The sequence below is a fragment of the Streptomyces eurocidicus genome, from assembly GCF_002891295.1.
In the GTDB taxonomy this organism is placed as follows: Bacteria; Actinomycetota; Actinomycetes; order Streptomycetales; family Streptomycetaceae; genus Streptomyces; species Streptomyces eurocidicus.
Map to the genome: position 1 here is coordinate 226160 of NZ_LGUI01000012.1, position 21219 is coordinate 247378.

General features: G+C 71.5%; 15 protein-coding genes, 5 tRNA genes and 1 pseudogene. 8 read left to right on the forward strand and 13 right to left on the reverse strand.

Annotated features, from left to right (window positions below; genetic code table 11):
* Positions 1-37: 37 nt before the first annotated feature.
* From AF335_RS30380 to AF335_RS30425, 10 genes are all read right to left on the reverse strand, one after another.
* On the reverse strand, positions 38-1030 hold the full coding sequence (locus tag AF335_RS30380) for an MEDS domain-containing protein (RefSeq protein ID WP_102921644.1): 993 nt from the start codon (positions 1028-1030) through the stop codon (positions 38-40).
* Positions 1020-1913 (reverse strand): MEDS domain-containing protein, encoded by an 894-nt coding sequence (locus AF335_RS30385; RefSeq protein WP_170127843.1) that lies wholly within the window; start codon positions 1911-1913, stop codon positions 1020-1022. Before AF335_RS30385 ends, AF335_RS30380 begins: the two co-directional genes overlap by 11 nt.
* Positions 1914-1999: 86 nt before the next feature.
* Positions 2000-2072 (reverse strand) — tRNA-Glu (locus AF335_RS30390).
* Between the two features lie 32 nt (positions 2073-2104).
* Positions 2105-2176, reverse strand: a tRNA-Gln gene (locus AF335_RS30395).
* A 12-nt stretch (positions 2177-2188) separates the two neighbouring features.
* Positions 2189-2261, reverse strand: a tRNA-Glu gene (locus tag AF335_RS30400).
* Positions 2262-2323: 62 nt separating this feature from the next.
* A tRNA-Glu gene (locus AF335_RS30405) sits at positions 2324-2396 on the reverse strand.
* Between the two features lie 71 nt (positions 2397-2467).
* Positions 2468-2539: transfer RNA gene (locus AF335_RS30410), tRNA-Gln, on the reverse strand.
* A 293-nt stretch (positions 2540-2832) separates the two neighbouring features.
* Positions 2833-4305 (reverse strand): glutamate--tRNA ligase, encoded by a 1473-nt coding sequence (gene gltX / locus AF335_RS30415; protein ID WP_102921646.1) that lies wholly within the window; start codon positions 4303-4305, stop codon positions 2833-2835.
* The gene (locus tag AF335_RS30420) at positions 4298-5080 is read right to left on the reverse strand and encodes a fumarylacetoacetate hydrolase family protein (protein ID WP_102921647.1); all 783 of its coding nucleotides are present in this window, start codon (positions 5078-5080) and stop codon (positions 4298-4300) included. The genes gltX and AF335_RS30420 overlap by 8 nt, the downstream gene beginning before the upstream one ends.
* 227 nt (positions 5081-5307) lie before the next feature.
* Positions 5308-5520 (reverse strand): hypothetical protein, encoded by a 213-nt coding sequence (locus AF335_RS30425; RefSeq protein WP_102921648.1) that lies wholly within the window; start codon positions 5518-5520, stop codon positions 5308-5310.
* A 485-nt stretch (positions 5521-6005) separates the two neighbouring features.
* Here AF335_RS30425 and AF335_RS30430 point away from each other — a divergent pair.
* The 8 genes and pseudogenes from AF335_RS30430 (at position 6006) to AF335_RS30465 (ending at position 16609) form a co-directional block, all read left to right on the forward strand.
* Positions 6006-9907: pseudogene (locus AF335_RS30430) on the forward strand (sensor histidine kinase).
* A gap of 9 nt (positions 9908-9916) precedes the next feature.
* Positions 9917-10330 (forward strand): roadblock/LC7 domain-containing protein, encoded by a 414-nt coding sequence (locus AF335_RS30435; protein ID WP_170116805.1) that lies wholly within the window; start codon positions 9917-9919, stop codon positions 10328-10330.
* A gap of 104 nt (positions 10331-10434) precedes the next feature.
* Positions 10435-10842: a DUF742 domain-containing protein gene (locus AF335_RS30440; RefSeq protein WP_087926098.1), complete on the forward strand. Its 408-nt coding sequence runs from the start codon at positions 10435-10437 to the stop codon at positions 10840-10842.
* The gene (locus tag AF335_RS30445) at positions 10823-11404 is read left to right on the forward strand and encodes a GTP-binding protein (RefSeq protein WP_087926099.1); all 582 of its coding nucleotides are present in this window, start codon (positions 10823-10825) and stop codon (positions 11402-11404) included. The genes AF335_RS30440 and AF335_RS30445 overlap by 20 nt, the downstream gene beginning before the upstream one ends.
* 328 nt (positions 11405-11732) lie before the next feature.
* Positions 11733-14996, forward strand: coding sequence for a sensor histidine kinase (locus tag AF335_RS30450; RefSeq protein ID WP_102921649.1), 3264 nt, complete (start codon positions 11733-11735; stop codon positions 14994-14996).
* Position 14997: 1 nt separating this feature from the next.
* Positions 14998-15420: a roadblock/LC7 domain-containing protein gene (locus AF335_RS30455; protein WP_087926101.1), complete on the forward strand. Its 423-nt coding sequence runs from the start codon at positions 14998-15000 to the stop codon at positions 15418-15420.
* A gap of 84 nt (positions 15421-15504) precedes the next feature.
* Complete coding sequence (locus AF335_RS30460; RefSeq protein ID WP_102921650.1) at positions 15505-16047, forward strand: DUF742 domain-containing protein; 543 nt, start codon at positions 15505-15507, stop codon at positions 16045-16047.
* A complete protein-coding gene (locus AF335_RS30465) occupies positions 16028-16609 on the forward strand; it encodes a GTP-binding protein (protein ID WP_087926103.1) in 582 nt (193 codons plus the stop codon). The genes AF335_RS30460 and AF335_RS30465 overlap by 20 nt, the downstream gene beginning before the upstream one ends.
* A 144-nt stretch (positions 16610-16753) precedes the next feature.
* Here AF335_RS30465 and AF335_RS30470 read toward each other — a convergent pair whose 3' ends face one another.
* The 3 genes from AF335_RS30470 to AF335_RS30480 form a co-directional block, all read right to left on the reverse strand.
* Entirely contained in the window at positions 16754-16951 is a 198-nt protein-coding gene (locus tag AF335_RS30470; protein ID WP_102921651.1) for an acyl-CoA carboxylase subunit epsilon, read from the reverse strand.
* Positions 16952-16963: 12 nt separating this feature from the next.
* Positions 16964-18547 (reverse strand): acyl-CoA carboxylase subunit beta, encoded by a 1584-nt coding sequence (locus AF335_RS30475; protein ID WP_102921652.1) that lies wholly within the window; start codon positions 18545-18547, stop codon positions 16964-16966.
* Between the two features lie 219 nt (positions 18548-18766).
* Positions 18767-21154, reverse strand: a complete 2388-nt coding sequence (locus AF335_RS30480; RefSeq protein WP_244927206.1) for a polysaccharide lyase 8 family protein — start codon at positions 21152-21154, stop codon at positions 18767-18769.
* Positions 21155-21219: the final 65 nt, after the last annotated feature.

The window sequence follows — 21219 nt, forward strand, 5'->3', positions numbered from 1 at the left end:
GGCCGGGGAACGGCCGGGCGCCCAGGGTCCCCGGTGCTCACAGCCGCTCGGCGTCCCGCGGGCCCGCGATGCGCAGGGTGATCAGTGTCGCCGGGCCCGTCGTGCGCACCTCCAGCCACTCGCTGAGGGTGCGGGCGAGCCAGAGGCCGTCCTCGGCACCGGGAGCGCCGCCCGGGGGCCGGAATCCGGCGAAGGGCGGCACGGGGGCGCCGGACGGCTCCGGGCGCGACAGCTCGTACAGCACGGCCCCGGGCTCCTCCCAGGCTCTCAGGACCACGCGCGCGCCCCCGGCGGCCAGCAGATGGCTCGCGGCCTCGCAGACGGCCAGCTCGGCCAGGGACAGCCGCTCACCGGCCAGGCCCGCGGCGGCGGCCCGCTCCCGGGCGAACCGGCGCACGTCCGCGACCCGGTCGGCCGGACCGGACTCGGCCGCCGTGGGCGGCGCGGCGACCGGCGCGGGACGGACGGCCTCGGCGTAGGCCCCGGGGTCGGTGTAGGCCGCGCAGGGCGTCAGCCGTTCGCCCTCCAGGCGCGCCGGATGGGTCGCGCAGGCGGCCTCGGCCACGGCCGGCGGCACGACACGGGTGTCGTACGGGCAGATCATCCACACCGGCAGCGCGGCCAGCAGGACGTTGAGCCCGGACTCCATCCGCTGCCACTCGGCGATCTGGCGGTCGGACCGGCCGCCCCAGACCGGCTCGGCGATCATCCGCATCCGCCGGCCCGGCCGGGCGCGGCGGTCGTGGTAGCGCAGGAAGGCGGAGACCCGCTCGACGGGACGGCGGCCGAAGTAGGCGGTCTCGGCGGTGTCGAGGGCGTACGCGCGCTCCCCCAGGGCCCGCCGGAGCAGGTCGATGTTGGCCGGCGTGGTCGCGGCCAGTACGGGCTCGCCCGCCGCCAGTCCGGCGCGGGCGAACGGCAGCGCCATCGCGAGGAAGTCCTCGTCGCTGCCGTAGAGACAGGCGTGGTGGACGAAGCCCCGGGCGCGTCCTGGTGCGGGCGCGGGCCCGTCGGCGTGGTCAGCAGGCATGCGCGGCCCCCAGCCGGAGGCCCGGGGTGCGGTCCCAGCCGATGAGGGTGATGACGTGCAGGAGGTGGGGCGGCAGCCCGGTCAGCTCGACGGTGCAGTGCCGGGCGGCGCGGGCCCTCGCGAAGGTCATCAGGAGTCGCAGCCCGGCGAGGTCCAGGAACTCCACCCGGGACATCTCCAGCCGGACGTCGCCGCGGACGGAGGCGACGGAGCGCAGGGCGTCCCTGACGCGGCGGTGCGAGCCGGCGTCGACCACGCCCTCGATGCGCAGGCCCGGCGGGCTGTAGGTGCGGACGACGGTCAGTTCGGCCGTGCGGACGAGCGGGTCCACTTCCACACTCCTGAGGTGGGCCGAGGCGAAGGCGTCCAGGGCGGCGGGATCGCAGCGCCGGATGTCGTACTGGCACACCGCGAGCGTCCGGGCCGAGCTGAACTCGGTGGCCAGCAGGGTCTCGTAGCGCAGCAGCCGGGAGAGGTCGGGCCCGTCGCGCAGGACGGCGCACAGGTCGCCGGTGACCCGCAGGCCGCGGTAGCCCTCGCTCCGGGAACGGTCCGCGGCGTCCCGCAGCCGGCCGAGCAGCGCGGCGGGGTCCAACCGGCCCTGCCCGGGGGCGAGCTCGGCGGGCCGGAGGACCTCCAGCCGGCCGTCCAGGCCGCCGGGCAGTCCGGTGAGCCGGCACTGCTCCAGGAGCGCCTGGGGGCCCGGTGGTCCGTCCGCCCCGGCGAGATACAGGATCTTGTGCTCGGCGTCGAGGCCCCCGAGGACGAAGCCGCGCAGGATCGAGGTCCGTTCCTCCTCCGACGCGAACAGCAGGCACGCGTGGTCGCCGGGCCGGAGATCACCGACGTGGACCCGGCGGTGCACACCGTGAGGAGGGACCATGCGTGGATTATCGAGGCGGGCACGAGCGGGCGGAAGGGCGCATGAAAAAATGCCCCCCGCAGATGCGGAAGACATTTCTTCGCTTGTACCCCCGACCGGATTCGAACCGGCGCTACCGCCTTGAGAGGGCGGCGTGCTAGGCCGCTACACAACGGGGGCTAGCTTTGCTTGCAGAGCTATCGCTCTCTGCGCTGGGATACCAGGACTCGAACCTAGACTAAGGGAACCAGAAACCCTCGTGCTGCCAATTACACCATATCCCATGGTGATACCAGTACCCCCGACCGGATTCGAACCGGCGCTACCGCCTTGAGAGGGCGGCGTGCTAGGCCGCTACACAACGGGGGCCCTAGCGATCCATTCGTCGTCGCCTCCAGTGATTACCTGGATGGTGACGGATTCAGGATCTGTACCCCCGACCGGATTCGAACCGGCGCTACCGCCTTGAGAGGGCGGCGTGCTAGGCCGCTACACAACGGGGGCTCGCACTGCGCTTTACTGCTTGTTACTGCGTTTCCTACTTTATCAAAAGAAATCCGAGTGAATTTCTTTTGCTGGGGTACCAGGACTCGAACCTAGACTAAGGGAACCAGAAACCCTCGTGCTGCCAATTACACCATACCCCACCAGAACTCGACCCTTTTGAAGGGGTCTTGCTCGGGCTTGCTCCGTCCGCTCCGGCCTCTCGGCCCTCTCGGGCGGCGCAGGAAGAACATTACCCGAAGGTGGTCGGGGCTCCAAAACCGATAACCAGCGACCGCCGTCCGGGCACCCCGGGCGGGCTCTCGAACGGCCGGGCGCACCCCTCGAACGGCCCCTGAACAGCGCTTGAGCGGCCGTCGTACGGCCGCTGACGCACGTGGGGCCCGGCAGGCCCCGAGGGGCTGCCGGGCCCCACGGGGGCTGCTGGGAGCGGACGTCAGGCCGTGAGCTTCGCCAGGGCCGCGTCCACCCGTGCCAGGGTGCGCTCGCGTCCCAGGATCTCCAGGGACTCGAACAGCGGCAGGCCGACCGTACGGCCGGTGACGGCCACCCGGACCGGGGCCTGGGCCTTGCCGAGCTTCAGGCCGTGCTCCTCGCCCGCCTCGACGACCGCGGCCTTGATGGCGTCAGCGTTCCAGTCGGCGGCGGCCAGCTTGGCCCGCGCGGTGCGCAGCAGGGCGTCGGAGCCCTCCTTCATCGCCTTGACCCAGGACGCCTCGTCCTCCACCGGCTCGTCGAGGAAGAGGAAGTCGACGTTGGCGGTGATGTCGGAGAGGACCGTGACGCGGGTCTGCGCGTACGGCGCGATCGCCTCCCAGGCGGCCTGGTCGAACGCCTCGGGCGCCCAGGCGGCGTGCGGGGCCTTGAGCCAGGGGGCGCAGGCGTCGGCGAACGCCTTCCCGTCCAGCAGGCGGATGTGGTCGGCGTTGATCGACTCGGCCTTCTTCAGGTCGAAGCGGGCCGGGTTGGCGTTCACGTCCGAGAGGTCGAACTTGGCGACCATCTCGGGGATGGTGAAGACGTCCTGGTCGGCCGAGAAGGACCAGCCGAGCAGGGAGAGGTAGTTGAGCAGGCCCTCCGGGAGGAAACCGCGCTCGCGGTAGAGGTTCAGCGACGCCTGCGGGTCACGCTTGGAGAGCTTCTTGTTGCCCTCGCCCATGACGTACGGGAGGTGGCCGAAGGCCGGGATCTCCTTGGCGACGCCCAGCTCGATCAGCGCCTTGTAGAGCGCGATCTGGCGCGGGGTGGAGGACAGCAGGTCCTCGCCGCGCAGCACGTGCGTGATCTCCATCAGGGCGTCGTCGACGGGGTTGACGAGCGTGTAGAGGGGGGCGCCGTTGGCCCGGACGATGCCGTAGTCCGGAACGTTCTCCGGGGTGAAGGTCAGCTCACCGCGGACCAGGTCCGTAAAGGTGATCGTCTCGTCGGGCATCCGGAAGCGGACGATCGAGGCGCGGCCCTCGGCCTCGTAGGCCGCCCGCTGCTCGGGGGTCACGACCCGGCACTTGCCGTCGTAGCCGGACGGCTTGCCGGCGGCGCGGGCGGCGTCACGGCGCTCGTCGAGCTCCGCGGCGGTGCAGTAGCAGTGGTAGGCGTGCCCGGCGTCCAGCAGCCGCTGCGCGACGTCCTTGTAGATGTCCATGCGCTGCGACTGGCGGTACGGGGCGTGCGGGCCGCCGACCTCGGGGCCCTCGTCCCAGTCGAAGCCCAGCCAGCGCATGGAGTCCAGCAGCTGCTCGTACGACTCCTCGGAGTCGCGGGCCGCGTCGGTGTCCTCGATGCGGAAGACGAGGGTGCCGCCGTGGTGGCGGGCGAACGCCCAGTTGAACAGGGCGGTGCGGACCAGACCCACGTGGGGGTTGCCGGTCGGGGAGGGACAGAAACGTACGCGGACATTCGCGTTAGCCACGCTTGATCACCTTATTGGTGAGAGTGCCGATGCCTTCGATGGTGACGGCGACCTCGTCGCCGACGTTGAGCGGTCCGACTCCGGCCGGGGTGCCCGTGAGGACGACGTCGCCGGGGAGCAGCGTCATCGCCTCGGTGATGTGGACGATGAGGTCCTCGATGGAGCGCACCATGTCGCTCGTGCGGCCCAGCTGGCGCTGTTCGCCGTTGACCGTGCACATGATCCCGAGGTCGCTCGGGTCCAGCTCGGTCTCCACCCAGGGGCCGAGGGGGCAGGAGGTGTCGAAGCCCTTGGCACGGGCCCACTGCTGCTCGCTGCGCTGGACGTCACGCGCGGTGATGTCGTTGGCGCAGGTGTAGCCGAGGATGACGTCCTTCACCCGCTCGCGGGGGACCTCGCGGCACATCCGCCCGATGACCACGGCCAGCTCGGCCTCGTGGTGCACCTCTTCGGAGAAGGAGGGGTACGCGATGGGGTCGCCGGGGCCGATGACCGCGGTGGACGGCTTGAAGAAGGTGACGGGGGCCGCGGGGACCTCGTTGCCCAGCTCCGCGGCGTGCTCGGCGTAGTTGCGGCCGATGGCGACGACCTTGTTGGGCAGCACGGGGGGCAACAGCCGTACCTTGCTCAGCGGGATCTTCTGCCCCGAGCGCTCGAATTCGGCGAAGGGGTGCCCCTTGATGATGTCGAGGAGGGGGCCGCCTTCTGTGGAGGCGTCCCCTTCCACGACGCCGAAGGCGACGTTGCCGTCGATGGAGAACCTGGCGATGCGCACGGGAAGCTTTTGCCCCTATCTGATCCGGCCGGAGTCTGACACCTCAGGCTATCGCGGGGGGCGTGCGCGGCCCGTGCGCCGCGGATTTCGGCCGGGGCCGGGTGCGGGCGGCCGTACGGGCGGCCTTACGGGCACCCGCTCACGGGCGCTCGTACCGCCGGAGCGGCGGGCCGGCCGTCCCGGGCCCGGGGAAGGGGCGGGAGCGACCGGCCGGACCGGAGCCGGGCTCAGTCGAGCGGGGTCACCACGGGAGCGGTCATCAGGACCGTGCGGCGCGGGTTGGCCGTGACCTGGGGCAGCTCGGTGGCGTGCTCCCGGGCGGTGGGGCGCAGCGCCTCCGCGTCCGCGAGGTGCGCGAGCGTCGTGCGGCGCGGGTTGGCGGTCTTGCGGAGCGCCTTCGCCTTGTTCTTCGCCGTCTTCGTCGTCTTCGTGGTCTGCACTTGCTGCCTCGCGGTGTCGGGGTGCGCGCTGTCGTTCTCGCGTCTTGTGTAAAGGACCAGGCTAGGCGCGCCTATCCCCAGCCGTCCGCGAGAGAAGTCATGAGTTGCTTGTGAGTTTGCTCACGAGCGCGCCGAAAAAAGCCGCATAGCGGTCGGCCTTTGAGCCTCCGCGAATCGGACATCGCAGGACTGAATCAGATATTCCGCTCCTGATCATGAGGACTGGGACACCGGAGCGGCGACCGGCTTACCAGGGTAACTAATCCAGATAAGTCCCATATAAGGGCTCTGGTCCTCTACGCCCAGTGACCACGCCGGGCACTGAGCGTCACCCCCTCCCCAGGGGCATGCACCGGCCTTGTTGGGAGATCCGGCACTGTGCTGGAATTCCACGGACCGCCAGGGGGCAACCGCGGTCCCCCCACGACTCGACACCGTCCCGCCGCTCCACCGGTGGGACGCCTGGTCCAGAGGTTGCGACGCTAGTGCAGGGACGTTTCAAGAGGGATGGCAGCGCTGCGGCGGAGCCGGAGCCGCGCGGTGCGACCGACCGCGGCACGTCCGCCGACGCGCCGACCGGCGGCGAGTCCGCCGAACGGCCGAAGTCCAAGTCCAAGGCGAACAGGACGAAAAGTCCGAACGGGCCGGGTGCGCGAATAGCCCTGCGCAACTGGCGCATCTCCACACGACTGGTCTCCCTGCTGGCTCTGCCCGTCGTCGCGGCGACGACGCTGGGTGCCCTGCGTATCGACAGCTCGCTCGAGAACATCGACCAGCTCGACCATATGAAGCTCCTCACGGAGATGACCGGTCGGGCCACCGCTCTCGCCAGCGCCCTCCAGGAGGAGCGCGACCGCTCGGCCGGCCCGCTGGCCGCCGGCAACGGCGACTCGGACGACCGCGTCGTGGCCACCCGGCAGAAGTCCGACCGGGAGATCAAGGCGTTCACCGAGGCCACCAAGGGCGTCAAGCCGACCGACACCACGATGGTCGGCGTGCAGACCACCCTGGTCGACATCTCCCGGCAGCTGCGGAAGATCGACGAGGTCCGCAAGGACGCCTACCAGGACCGCGACTACATCGCCCGGACCGTCAACAACTACGACGGCCTCATCAACTCGCTGCTCTCGCTCTCGCAGGACATGGCCCAGGCCACCAGCAGCAGCGAAATGATCACCAGCACCCGTGCGCTGGCCACGTTCTCCGCCGCCAAGGAGTACGCGTCCATCCAGCGCGCCGTGATCACCGCGGCGCTCGCCGCGAAGGGCGGCCCCCGCCTCTCCTCGAACGACAGCCAGTACGGCAAGGAAGCGCTGGACGCGGAGACCGAGGCGATCAAGCGCTTCACCGCCATCCGCTCCGTCGACGCCAAGCAGCTGATGCTCTCGCTCAACGGCGGCATCTCCGACGTCACCTCGGCGAACACCTTCGCCGACCGCGTCTTCAGCAAGAGCGACGGCCTCAAGACCGACGCCCCGTCGTGGATGGACTGGTCCGACCAGTCGACGGTCAAGCTCAACGAGATGTCGAAGATCGAGCAGACCCTGCTCAGCCAGATGGACCAGAAGGCCCGCGAGCTGCGCGACGAGGCGCAGCAGGAGGCGATCCTCAACGGTGTCCTGATCATCCTGGTCCTCGGCATCTCCCTCGTCGGCGCCTTCGTGGTGGCCCGCTCCATGGTCCGCTCGCTGCACCGGCTGCAGCGCACCGCCCAGCGCGTCGCCCAGGAACGCCTGCCCGAGCTCGTCAAGCAGCTGTCCGAGACCGACCCGCAGGACGTCGACACCACGGTCGAGTCCGTCGGTGTGCACAGCCGGGACGAGATCGGCAAGGTGGCCGCGGCCTTCGACGACGTGCACCGCGAGGCGGTCCGCCTCGCCGCCGAGCAGGCGTTGCTGCGAGGCAACGTCAACGCGATGTTCACCAACCTCTCGCGCCGCAGCCAGGGCCTCATCCAGCGTCAGCTCTCGCTCATCTCCGAGCTGGAGAGCCGCGAGGCCGACCCCGACCAGCTCTCCTCGCTGTTCCGGCTCGACCACCTCGCGACCCGTATGCGCCGTAACGGCGAAAACCTCCTCGTCCTCGCGGGTGAGGAGCCCGGCCGCCGGTGGACCCGGCCCGTGCCGCTCGTCGACGTGCTCCGCGCCGCCGCGTCCGAGGTGGAGCAGTACGAGCGCATCGAGCTGTCCGGCGTGCCGCCGACAGAGGTCGCCGGCCGTGTGGTCAACGACCTCGTGCACCTCCTCGCCGAGCTGCTGGAGAACGCGACGTCGTTCTCCTCCCCGCAGACCAAGGTCAAGGTGACCGGTCACGCGCTGCCCGACGGGCGGGTGCTGGTCGAGATCCACGACACCGGCATCGGCCTCTCGCCCGAGGACCTCGCGGCGATCAACGAGCGGCTCGCGAGCCCGCCGACCGTGGACGTCTCGGTCTCGCGCCGCATGGGCCTGTTCGTGGTCGGCCGGCTGTCCCTGCGACACGGCATCCGCATCCAGCTCCGGCCGTCCGACTCGGGCGGTACGACCGCGCTCGTCATGCTTCCGGTCGACGTCGCCCAGGGCGGCAAGCGGCCGATGCCCGGTGCCGCGGGCGCGCCCGCGATGGGCGGCGGCGCGCCGCAGGGCGGCATGCCCGGCGGCCTGGCCGGGGCCTGTCCGGCGGCATGCCGGGCGCCAAGTCGTCCGGCCCCGGTGGCAACGCCGGCCTCATGAGCGGCGGCTCCACGCCGCGCCGTCCGGCGGCGCCCGCGTCCGGCCCGCGTCCCGCGCTGCCCGGCCGTCCGGGCATGACGGAGGCCGGTCTGCCGACGCGGCCGGCTCCGGCGGCCCGCCCCGAGCCGGGTGCCGGCGCGGCCGGCAGCCTCTTCGACGCCCCGCCGCGCGGTGCCGCGGACGCCAAGGGCGCCCCGGGCGCCGACGGCCGTCCCTCGCTGCCGACGCGTGGCAACGGCGGTCCGGCCGCCGTGCCGCCGCCCTCCGAGGGCGTGCGCCGGCCGAAGATGCCCAAGCGGCGTGGCAACGGTCCCGCCTCCGAGATGGCCGGCCGCCCGGCCGCGAGCTGGGGCAACCAGCAGCCTCCGGCGGCCCCGAAGGCACCGGCCGACGACTGGCCGGCGGCCGACCCGGCGCCGCGCGCCGCGCAGGACGTCCCGCGCGGTCACGAGGAGCCCGAGACCACCGGCGGCTTCGCCCGTCCGGCCGAGGCACCGCGGGGCGGCGGCGACACCGCCCAGTTCCCCGCGCTCCCGGCCTCGCCCGAGCCCGAGCCGCGCAGCAGCACGTCCGGCGAGTACGCCCGCCCGGCCGCCACCGGCGGCACCGGCCAGTTCGAGCTGCCCAGCGGCTCGACGGGCCGGTTCGCCCGCCCGGACGGCCCGGGTGACACCGGGCAGTTCGCGCAGCCGAACAGCTCGACCGGCCAGTTCGCCCGCCCGGACGGCCCCGGCGACACCGGACAGTTCGCCCAGCCGAACAGCACCACCGGCCAGTTCGTGCAGCCCGACGGTCCCGGCGACACGGGACAGTTCGCACAGCCGAACAGCACGACCGGCCAGTTCGCCCGCCCCGACGGCCCCGGCGACACCGGACAGTTCGCCCAGCCCAACAGCACCACCGGACAGTTCGCACAGCCCGGTGCCGCCGAGACGACGGGCCGGTTCGCGCTCCCGAGCGGCGACACCGGACAGTTCGCCCGTCCCGACGGCCCGGGTGACACCGGACAGTTCGCGCGGCCCGAAGCGACCCCGCAGGCCCCGGCCGACGACTGGCCGACGGCCGATGCCGCCCCGCGCGAGCCGCGGCAGACCCGCGGTGGCGCCGGACGGTTCGCGCTGCCCGAGGGCCAGGCGGGCCAGAACGGCCGTACGGGCCGGGCCCAGCCGCCCGCGGGCGACGCGCGGACGCCGCTCTTCGACGAGATGGAGTCCCACTGGTTCCGGGGCGCGGCGGGCGAAGGCCAGGCCGCGGCTCCGGAGCAGCCGGCCGGCATGCCGCAGCGCCTGCCGCGCCGCGGTGAGTCCCGCCAGCCCCTGGGCAACGCCCAGACCCCGCAGACCCCCGAGGCCGCCCCGGCCCCGCAGGGTGCGCAGGACAACTGGCGTGACTCCCCCAATGACGAGCGCTGGCGCCGGGCCGAGCAGGTCCGGGAGCCGGCGGCGGGCGGTACCACCTCGTCCGGTCTGCCGCGGCGGGTGCCGCGCGCGAACCTGGTCGACGGCACCGCCGAGCAGCAGCAGTCCACCCCGGTCGGTCCGCAGGTCTCGCGCGCGCCCGACGACGTACGCGGCCGCCTGACCAACCTGCGCCGGGGTATCCAGCAGGGACGCCAGGCCGGCAACACCTCGACCGGTAGTCACAACCTTGGTCCCACTTACCCGCAGGAGCGTTAGTTGAGTCCGATGAGCCAGGCGGCGCAGAACCTGAACTGGTTGATCACCAACTTTGTGGCGAACACCCCAGGGGTGTCCCACACGGTGGTGGTCTCCGCCGACGGACTTCTGCTGGCGATGTCCGAAGGCTTTCCGCGGGACCGCGCCGATCAGCTGGCGGCGGTCGCCTCCGGCCTGACCTCCCTGACGGCCGGTGCCTCCCGGATCTTCGAGGGCGGCGCCGTCAACCAGACCGTCGTGGAGATGGAGCGCGGCTTCCTCTTCATCATGTCCGTCTCCGACGGCTCCTCGCTGGCCGTACTGGCGCACCCCGAGTGCGACATCGGCCTCGTGGGCTACGAGATGGCCCTCCTGGTCGACCGCGCGGGTACCGTGCTGACGCCCGATCTCCGCGCCGAGCTCCAGGGCAGCCTGCTGAACTGACCGATGTATTCCGCTGATCCCGTCCGACCGTACGGCCGAAAACCCCCCACCGGCCCGCGCTCGACGGCATTATTGCCAGTCCTGCTGTCCCGTCCGGAGGATTCATGACCCCGCCCGCCTCGCCCGGCCCGTACGGCGCCTCTCATCACGCGCCGTACGGGAGTGAAGGCGAAGAGCCGCTGATCCGCCCCTACGCCATGACGGGTGGCCGCACCCGGCCCCGCTATCAGCTCGCCATCGAGGCGCTGGTCAGCTCCACGGCCGACCCGGCCCACCTGGCGGGGCTGCTCCCCGAGCACCAGCGGATCTGCCACCTGTGCCGGGAGGTCAAGTCGGTCGCGGAGGTCTCTGCGCTGCTGAACATGCCGCTGGGCGTGGCGCGCATCCTCGTCGCGGACCTGGCGGAGGCCGGCATGGTGGCCATCCACCAGCCGGGTGGCGGCGGAGAGTCCGGCGGGACGCCGGATGTGACACTGCTCGAAAGGGTGCTCAGTGGACTTCGGAACCTCTAGCGGAGGCGTCGGCCGTTCCACCACGTCCGCGAAGATCGTGGTGGCCGGCGGCTTCGGCGTGGGCAAGACCACGTTCGTGGGCGCGGTCTCGGAGATCAGCCCGCTGCGTACCGAGGCCGTGATGACGTCCGCGTCGGCCGGGATCGATGATCTGAGCCATGTCCAGGACAAGACCACGACCACCGTGGCGATGGATTTCGGCCGTATCACCCTCGACGACGATCTGATCCTGTATCTGTTCGGTACGCCCGGTCAGGACCGTTTCTGGTTCATGTGGGACGACCTGGTGCGCGGTGCCATCGGCGCCGTCGTGCTCGTCGACACCCGCAGACTCGCGGACTGCTTCCCGGCCGTCGACTACTTCGAGAACAGCGGCCTGCCCTTCGTCATCGCCCTCAACGGCTTCAACGGGCAGCAGCCCTACGGCCCGGAGGAGGTGCGCGAGGCGCTCCAGATCGGCCCGGACACACCGATCATCACCACGGACGCCCGGCACCGCAATGAGACCAAGAGTGCGCTGATCACCCTTGTCGAGCACGCTCTGATGGCCCGACTGAAATAACGTTGCGCACACCACCCAGGCATGACAAATGGGTTGTGGCATTGGCCACGGCGCGGCACAGGCTTCATAACGTTTCGACAGAGAATCGGCCGGACGCGACCACTCGGTGCGTTCGGCCGACTTCACTGTGCGCATATTTGCCCCGGCATTTGGCGCCGCTCGCTCTTAATGCCCGTTTTATGTCGGGCAAATCGCTTCGCCCGGCCGTCATGTCCAGTGTTTGGAATGCACACGGCTGACGTGCTGGAATTCCAGGAACTGAGCAGTAACGGCTCAGCCGAAAAACGGCACACAACGCAGGTGCCGACGCCGAGAGGTTGTTGGTCGAGTGACGCGCAGAAAGACGGGCGCCGCACAGCAGGCGCGGGACGAGCGGGGAAACTTCACCCCGCCGTCACGCACAGCGGTGCCGCCTTCCGACGTCCCCGAAACCCCCGCGCCGCCCGCCGGCCGCGGTGGACGGCTCTCGCCGCGCAACTGGCGGGTGCCCGTACGACTGAACGCGATCCTGCTGATCCCGGTGCTCGTGGCGCTGGTCTTCGGCGGCCTCGACGTGAAGGGCTCGGTCGACACCTGGACCGAGGCCAAGGACGCCGCGAACACCGCGCGCCTGGTCCGCTCCGCGGCCACCTACGCGCACGCCGTCATCGACGAGCGCGACATCATCGCCCAGCCGATGCTCGAGGGCGACCGTGACAACGCCACGGTCAAGAAGGCGCAGGCGGCGACGGACGCGGCCCGGGAAGAGTTCGACAAGGCCGTCAAGCAGGCCCCGGACACCCTGAGCCTGCGGCGCCGCATCAAGCTCTTCCGCGAGGCGGAGCAGACCCTGCCCAAGCTGCGCAAGATCGCTTATACCCCCGCCCTGGACGGGGTGAAGACCGAGGACGGCTACGGCGCCATCCAGCGTCCGCTCATGGCCTTCGCCAACGAGCTGGGCCTGGGCACCGGCAGCAACTCCTACGGCCGCATGGTCTACGCGATCGAGCTGGCGAAGGCCGCCGAGTCGCTCCAGCGGTCCATCGGCACCCACCTGATCGTCAAGCCCGGCGCCTCGGCGGCCAAGACCAACCCGGCCGCCGCGGGCGGTGCGGCGGGCGCGTCGGGTTCGGCCGGTTCCACCGAAGCCGCGACCGGCTCGGAGCACGAGGTGCAGGTCACCGCGTTCTCCTCCTACAACTTCCTGGAGTACATCGCCCGCGGCGAGTACGACGCCGCCGGTGGCGAGGACGACATCAGCCGGCTCAACGACATCATGGCCACCAAGGCCAAGATCTCCGAGCAGGACAAGATGTTCGCCGCGATCTCGTCGGGCAAGTCGGCCAAGCAGCTGAAGGAAGCGGGCGTCACCCCGGAGGCGTGGTTCACCGCCGCGACGGCGAAGTTCGACGCCTACCGCGAGGTCGAGAAGGAGCTCGCCGACAAGGCGGTGGACGAGGCCGAGCAGGTCTCCGCGGACGCCCAGCGGGCCGCCTTCGTCAACTCCTCCATCATGATCGTCGCCCTGCTCATCGCGTTCTTCGTGGCCGGGATGATGGCGCGCTCGATGAGCCGCAACATGCGTCACCTGCGGCGCGCGGCCTTCGACGTCGCCGAGCAGCGGCTGCCGGCCCTGGTCGACCAGCTCTCGCGCACCGACCCGGGCCGTGTCGACACCCGTATCCAGCCCATTCCGATCACCACCCGGGACGAGATCGGCGAGGTCGCCCGCGCCTTCGACCAGGTCCACCGGGAAGCGGTCCGGCTGGCCGCCGAGCAGGCGCTGCTGCGCGGCAACGTCAACGCGATCTTCACCAACCTCTCGCGCCGCAACCAGTCCCTGATCGAGGGCCAGCTGACCCTGATCACGGAGCTGGAGGAGCACGAGGCCGACCCGGACCAGCTGGAGAACCTCTTCCGCCTGGACCACCTGGCCACCCGTATGCGCCGCAACGGCGAGAACCTCCTGGTCCTCGCCGGCGAGGAGCCGGGCCGCCGCTGGGACCAGCCGGTCCCGCTGGTGGACGTGCTGCGCGCCGCCTCCTCCGAGGTGGAGGCGTACGAGCGCATCGAACTGTCCGGCGTCCCGGACGCCGAGATCCACGGCCTGGCCGTGACCGACCTCGTGCACCTGCTCGCCGAGCTGCTGGAGAACGCGACCTCGTTCTCCTCCCCGCACACCAAGGTGCGGGTGACCGCCACCCGGCTGCCCGACGGCCGCGTCATGGTCGAGATCCACGACAAGGGCATCGGCCTCACCGCCGAGGACTTCGCGGACATCAACCACCGCCTGGCCAACCCGCCGAGCGTGGACGTCGCGATCGCGCAGCGCATGGGCCTCTTCGTGGTCGGCCGGCTCGCCACCCGGCACGGCATCCGCGTCCAGCTCCGCCCGTCGGGCGAGCAGGCCGGCACCACCTCGCTGGTGATGCTGCCGGACGCGATCACCCACGGTGGCGGTGGCGAGGACGAGCTCTCCGGTGACGACTTCACGGTCTCCCGGATGGTGCCGGAGCAGCAGTCCGCCCCGGCGGGCCGGCTCCGTACCGCCGCCGAGCTCGGCTTCGACGACTCCCGTTACGACGCGGGCCAGGAGGCTCCCGCCGGCGCCCCCTCGCTGGACCCGGTCGGCCGTTCGCGGCTCCGCGAGGAGCGGCGTGCCGCTCTGGAGGCGCAGCAGCAGGCCGCCGAGAACCGTCCGCTGTTCCGGGACGAGGTCCCGCAGCAGCAGTTCGAGCAGCAGGCGTACGACCAGCAGCAGTCCTTCGGCCAGCAGTACGAGCAGCCCCGGCAGGCGCAGCCGTACGAGCAGCGGCCGGACCAGGACACCGGTCAGCACGCGCAGCAGCACACCGGCCAGCACGCGGTTCCGCAGCACGACACGCAGTCCTTCCCGCAGCCGCACGAGCAGCCGCAGCACACCTATCCGGAGGCGGGTTATCCGGAGCAGGGCTACGCGGAGGCCGGTTACCCGCAGGCACAGCAGCCCTTCGGCGGCCCCGACGGCTCGGTGCGGCAGGGTGGCTGGCAGGACTCCGGTCCGTACCAGGACGCCGTCCAGCAGGGTTACGGAGCGGATTCGGAATCCCGGCCGCCCGCTGACACGGCGCAGCCCGAGCGCGTAGAGTTCGACCGTCCGGGCCCCGCTTCGAGCGGCTCCCACTCGCTGACCGGGGCCGGTCTGCCGCGCCGCGCGAAGCAGTGGCAGGAGCCCGAGTCAGTCGAGGAGGCCACGGGGGCCGGCGCACCGGAGCCGCCCCAGCAGGACGTACAGCAGCCCCAGGAGGGTGACCAGCCCGACTGGCGATCGACGAACGACGAGCGCTGGCAGCGTGCCGAGCAGCTCCGTGAGCCGAAAGCCGGCGGTATCACTTCCTCCGGTCTGCCGCGCCGGGTCCCCAAGGCCAATCTGGTCGAGGGCAAGGCGGCGCAGACCCCCCAGGACGGGCCCCAGATCTCCCGTGCCCCGGAGGACGTTCGCGGCAGGCTGAGCAATCTGCGCCGCGGGGTCCAGCAGGGGCGCAGCGCGGGTAACGACACCACCGCGCAAGAGCAGCACGAGCAACACGGCCAGGGCTTCGGCCCCGGCGGTACCTACGATCAGGAGCGTTAGTGTGAGCCCGATGAGCCAGGCGGCGCAGAACCTGAACTGGTTGATCACCAGTTTCGTGGAGAACACCCCAGGGGTGTCCCACACCGTCGTGGTCTCCGCCGACGGACTCCTTCTGGCGATGTCCGAAGGGTTCCCGCGGGACCGCGCCGATCAGCTGGCGGCGGTCGCCTCCGGCCTGACCTCCCTGACGGCCGGTGCCTCCCGGATCTTCGAGGGCGGCGCCGTCAACCAGACCGTCGTGGAGATGGAGCGCGGCTTCCTCTTCATCATGTCCGTCTCCGACGGCTCCTCGCTGGCCGTACTGGCGCACCCCGAGTGCGACATCGGCCTCGTGGGCTACGAGATGGCCCTCCTGGTCGACCGCGCGGGCAGTGTGCTGACGCCCGATCTCCGTGCCGAACTGCAGGGGAGCCTTCTCAACTAACCAAGAGGCAGTGCGTTTCGCGCCACCGCGCCATAGGGTGCGGTGGCGCGACCAGCAGCAGACAGGCAAGTCGGAGGAGGAGACGTGGCAACGCCCCCAGGCGGTTACCCGTACGGAAATGACCAGCAGGCTCAACCGCCGTTGAACCGCTTCAACTTCCCCTCCGCGCCAAGCCACCAAGCGCCCGCGGGGCCTCCGCGGCAGCCTCATGCCCCGGCGCAGCCGCCCCAGCAGCAGCACCGGCGCGCCTCGGGCTCCCCCGCCGGGGGCAAGTCCGGCGGCAAGCACAACCCGCTGGTCCGCCCGTACGCGATGACGGGTGGCCGGACCAGGCCGCGGTACCAGCTCGCCATCGAGGCACTGGTGCACACGACGGCACAGCCGTCCCAGCTTCAAGGGCAGTTGCCGGAACACCAGCGCATCTGCCATCTGTGCCGTGAGATCAAGTCGGTCGCCGAGATCTCGGCACTTCTCTCCATCCCCCTCGGCGTCGCCCGAATCCTCGTCGCCGACTTGGCGGAGGCCGGGCTCGTCGCCATCCATCAGCCCGGCGGCGACGAGTCCGCCGGCGGCCAGCCTGACGTGACACTGCTCGAAAGGGTGCTCAGTGGACTTCGGAACCTCTAGCGGCGAGGCGGTCCGCTCCACCACCTCCGCGAAGATCGTGGTGGCGGGTGGATTCGGCGTGGGCAAGACCACGTTCGTCGGCGCGGTCTCGGAGATCAACCCGCTGCGCACCGAAGCCGTGATGACTTCCGCGTCGGCCGGGATCGACGACCTCACCCACGCGCCGGACAAGACCACGACCACCGTGGCCATGGACTTCGGCCGTATCACCCTGGACCAGGACCTGATCCTGTACCTCTTCGGTACGCCGGGTCAGGACCGTTTCTGGTTCATGTGGGACGACCTGGTGCGCGGTGCCATCGGCGCCGTCGTGCTCGTCGACACCCGCAGACTCGCGGACTGTTTCCCGGCCGTCGACTACTTCGAGAACAGCGGCCTGCCCTTCGTCATCGCCCTCAACGGTTTCGACGGCCACCAGCCGTACACGCCGGACGAGGTCCGTGAGGCCCTCCAGATCGGCCCGGACGCGCCGATCATCATCACGGACGCCCGGCACCGCAACGAGGCGAAGAGCGCGCTGATCACGCTGGTCGAACATGCCCTCATGGCGCGCCTGCGGTGAGCCGTCGGCCGTGCCGACGCACAAAGGTCCCCACACTCACGAGGAGTGCGGGGACCTTCTGCGTGGCCGGGCGGTGACGCGGCGGCCGGCAGACCTCACGGGGCCCGAGGGGCCCCGGTGCGGCCGGTGGGATGCGGCCGGTGCTCAGCCCTGCCAGCTGTGCGGCGCCCGGAAGCCGGAGGTGCGCTCCAGGCGGCGCCAGCCGGCGGCGGTGCGACGGGGGCGGGCCGGGGCCGAGTGGTGGCCGACGGCGGCGGCGCGAGCCAGGAGGACGGCCGTGACGGCCGCCACTTCCTCGGCGTCGGCGGTGCCCTTCTCTACGCGTACGAGCGTGTTGTCCATGCGGGTACTCCCTTACTGGGGCGGGTTGCCGTGCTTGCGGGAGGGCAGGTCGGCGTGCTTGGTGGCAAGCATCGCCAGCGACTTGATCAGCACCGACCGGGTCTCGACCGGGTCGATCACGTCGTCGACCAGGCCGCGCTCGGCGGCGTAGTACGGGTGCATCAGCTCGGCCTTGTACTCCTTGACCATCCGCGCCCGCATGGCCTCGGGGTCGTCGGCCTCGGCGATCTGCTTGCGGAAGATCACGTTGGCCGCGCCCTCGGCGCCCATGACGGCGATCTCGTTGGTCGGCCAGGCATAGGTGAGGTCGGCGCCGATGGACTGGGAGTCCATGACGATGTAGGCACCGCCGTACGCCTTGCGCAGGATGACCGAGATCCGGGGCACCGTGGCGTTGCAGTAGGCGTAGAGCAGCTTGGCGCCGTGCCGGATGATCCCACCGTGCTCCTGGTCGACGCCCGGGAGGAAGCCCGGTACGTCCAGAAGGGTGATGATCGGGATGTTGAAGGCATCGCACATCTGGATGAATCGGGCGGCCTTCTCGCTGGCCTCGATGTCCAGGACCCCGGCGAGGGACTGCGGCTGGTTGGCGACGATGCCGACGACCTGGCCGTCCAGCCGGGACAGTGCGCAGATGATGTTGGTGGCCCAGCGCTCGTGGACCTCCAGGTAGTCGCCGTCGTCGACGAGCTCCTCGATGACCTTGCGCATGTCGTACGGGCGGTTGCCGTCGGCGGGCACCAGGTCGAGGAGGGCCTCGCCGGTCCGGTCGGCCGGGTCCTCGCTCGCCACGCGGGGCGGGTTCTCCCGGTTGTTCTGCGGGAGCAGCGCGAGGAGGTAGCGGACCTCTTCGAGGCAGGTCTCCTCGTCGTCGTACGCGAAGTGCGCGACGCCCGAGGTCTCGGCGTGCACGTCGGCGCCGCCGAGGCCGTTCTGGCTGATCTCCTCGCCGGTGACGGCGCGGACGACGTCGGGGCCGGTGATGAACATCTGGGAGGTCTCGCGGACCATGAAGACGAAGTCGGTCAGCGCCGGGCTGTAGGCCGCGCCACCGGCGCAGGGGCCGAGCATCACGGAGATCTGCGGGATGACGCCGGACGCCTTGGTGTTCCGCTGGAAGATGCCGCCGTAACCGGCCAGCGCCGAGACGCCCTCCTGGATACGGGCACCCGCGCCGTCGTTCAGCGACACCAGCGGCGCTCCGGCCGAGATGGCCATGTCCATGATCTTGTGGATCTTGGTGGCGTGGGCCTCGCCCAGCGCACCGCCGAAGATCCGGAAGTCATGGGCGTAGACGAACACCGTCCGGCCGTGGACCGTGCCCCAACCGGTGATCACACCGTCCGTGTAGGGCTTCTTGCTCTCCAGGCCGAACCCCGTGGCGCGGTGCCGGCGCAGCGGCTCCACCTCGGAGAAGGAACCCTCGTCCAGGAGCAGGTCGATCCGCTCCCGGGCGGTCAGCTTCCCCTTGGCCTTCTGGGCCTGGGTCGCCCGCTCGCTCGGACCCCGCCGAACCTGCTCGCGGATGGCGTGCAGCTCGGCGACGCGCCCACGGACGTCACTCGCCTCTACGGGCGCACCTTCGAGATTGCTCATGCATAGACGGTACGTGGCCGGGGCGCCCGAACCTCATGTCGGTTCCATACAACGTCATGTGCGATTTGGTGGGCAGGCAGAACAGAAGTACACAGGCGCCTCCCAGTAGGCCACCCCCGATCGGGGGTGGTCACTGTCAACACCCCACAAAACTCTCCGGTAGGAGCCGTAGGCTGCGTAGCTTGACGCCCCTTCGCGCGCCGGACGGCTCCGGAGCCGTCACCCCTGGTCGCCCAGGGTCACCGTGCAGCGGTGCGTCGCGCACGCGGTCCCCGGGGTGACGCGCAGCCGTAGCTCCGCGCCTGTGGACAGCACCCGCACCGAGGGGTCTTGTGCGGTCACCCGGCGCACCGGCCGGGACCAGACGACGTCCAGGGGTACGCCGGTGCGCGGGGGCTCGCCGAGGCAGAGGGTCGCCGTGCGACCGCGCGTCCGGACGAGCACGGCGGCCGGGGCGGTCACGGCGAGCGCGCCCACCGCGCCGGGCGCCCAGAAGGCGGCCGCGGTGAGCCCGAGCGAGGGCAGGGCGACGGCCTGCCGGTCCCGGGTGTTGGCGAGGACGGTGAGCCAGCGCGGGTCCGCGGCACGGGCGGCGAGGGCGCGCGGGCCGGCGCCGGGCATCAGGAGGTAGGCGTAGGAGCCGTCGGCCGGGTCGGTGCCGTGCGGGTGCAGGAGGGTGAGGTAGCGGCGGGTGACCGGGGTGGGGTCGCCACCGGAATTGACGTCCCGCCAGGATCCGGTGCGGGCCTCGCGCAGGGCGACCAGGGGGGCGCCGCCGGGGAAGACGTAACCGCCGTGCCCTTCGAGATGGGCCCAGCGGGCACGGGGGAAGGACAGCGACCGGCCGGTGTCGTGGGGCTGGGCCGCCCCGTCCACGGTGAGCAGGGGCGCGCCGTGCTCGCCGAGGTTGCGGTTGTCCACGACCGTCTCGACGGGGGTGCCGTCGCGGGCGGTGATGCCCGCGCCCAGGCAGATGACCGTATCGGCCGCGCAGAACCAGGACTTGCGGGCCTCCAGCGTCGAGGACAGCCCCTTGAGGTGCTGTCCGACGACGGCGAACTCGCCGTCGGTGACCCCGCCGACCCAGCGCGCGGAGGGCTTGGGCACGCCCCAGCCGCCTCCCTCGTTGTCGGCGAGCCGTTTGGCGGAGACGGTGGTCCCGGGCATCCGGTAGGGGTCGACGGTGGGCCAGAAGCCGTCGCCGTACTGGTCGGTGGTGCCCGGCGGGCCCCACCAGCTGAGCATGCCGGCGCCGGTGTGCCAGCCGCGCGGGTTCTCGCCGTTGCCGTTCTCGTAGTAGGTGATGCGGTCGGAGGCCATGGCGATCGAGGCGGCCCAGCCGGGGCGGCGGTGGACGGCCCGGTCCATGGCGGCGAACAGGCGGTGGCCCGGGGCCTCGGGCGTGACGGGTCCCGGGGCGTCGAGGACGGCGGCGAGGCGGGCCAGGTCGGCGGTGCCGAACTGCGGGTCGGTGCGCAGCGAGCCGGTGGTGTCGCGCGCGGCCCAGCCCCTGATCAGCCCGTGCCAGCGGGCCCGCTCGGCGGCGCTCGCGCTGTCGCCGAGCAGTGCGATGGCGGCGATGACGGCGCGCCCCCGCTGGTGGTCGCTCTGTGCGAGCCGGCGTGGATCGACTTCCTGCACACCGCGGCTGACGGCCCGCCCGGAGACGCAGTCCATCATCAGACCGTCGTGGAGGAGCGGGGCGTAGGCGTGCTCCACGCTGTCGTGGATCACCTGCCGGGCGGGGTCGGTGACCTCCCAGGGAGAGCCGCTCAGCAGGGCGAAGAGCCGGCCGAGTCCGTCGAGCAGCACCTGACCGTAGGTGCCGGAGTAGGCGACCCAGGTGTGCTGGACGAACGAGCCGTCGGCGTAGAGGCCGTCGCCCTTGGTCACCTGGGGGAAGACGGGCGACAGGGCGTCCCGGGCGAGGGCGGTCCTGGTGGGGTCGGCGGCGAGGATGCCGCGCAGGGCGACGACGCGGCAGAGGTCGACGCGGTTGGCACCGGTGCTCGTGCCGCTGTAGTCGGCGAGGACGGTGTCGGGGACGAAGTGGCCGACGGCGGCGAGACAGTCGGCCCGCCGGCCGGGGCCCGCCTCGTCGTGGAGCAGGGTGAGGGTGTCCAGGAGCAGCCGGGGGGTGCCGATCTGCCACTCCCACCAGTTGCCGTACCGGGCGGTGCCGGGGTGGTAGACGCGTTGATGGAGGTGGTCGAGCCCGGCGAGGACGTCCGTGACCAGCCCGCCGTCCCCGGTGAGGCCGGTGCCGGGCTGAACGTACGCCTGGGCCATGGTGTGCAGCCGGGAGTAACTGCGGGTGATGCCGGAGGGCGGGTCGAAGGGGCTGTCGGGCCAGAGCGAGGCGGGGCCGGGTCTCATGCCGGCGCGGTGGGCGCGGGCGAGCTCGCCGGTGCGGCGCAGGACCGAGGCGTAGGGCTCCGCGGAGCCGTCGAAGCCCGCTCCGAGCATGAGCGCCCGCCACCGCCGCCGGAGCCCGGCGAATTCGTCGGGGGCGGCGGCGCGCGCGGGCCGGGCGGCGGCGAGGGCGAGCGGTCCGGCGGCGGAGGCGGCGAGAAATCCACGGCGGGTCCAGGCCGGGGCAGAAGGCACGGCGAAGCCTCCCTGGTGGGCAGAGGTGCGACGGCGTACGGGCGCGAGCGCGGGGAACCGGTGCA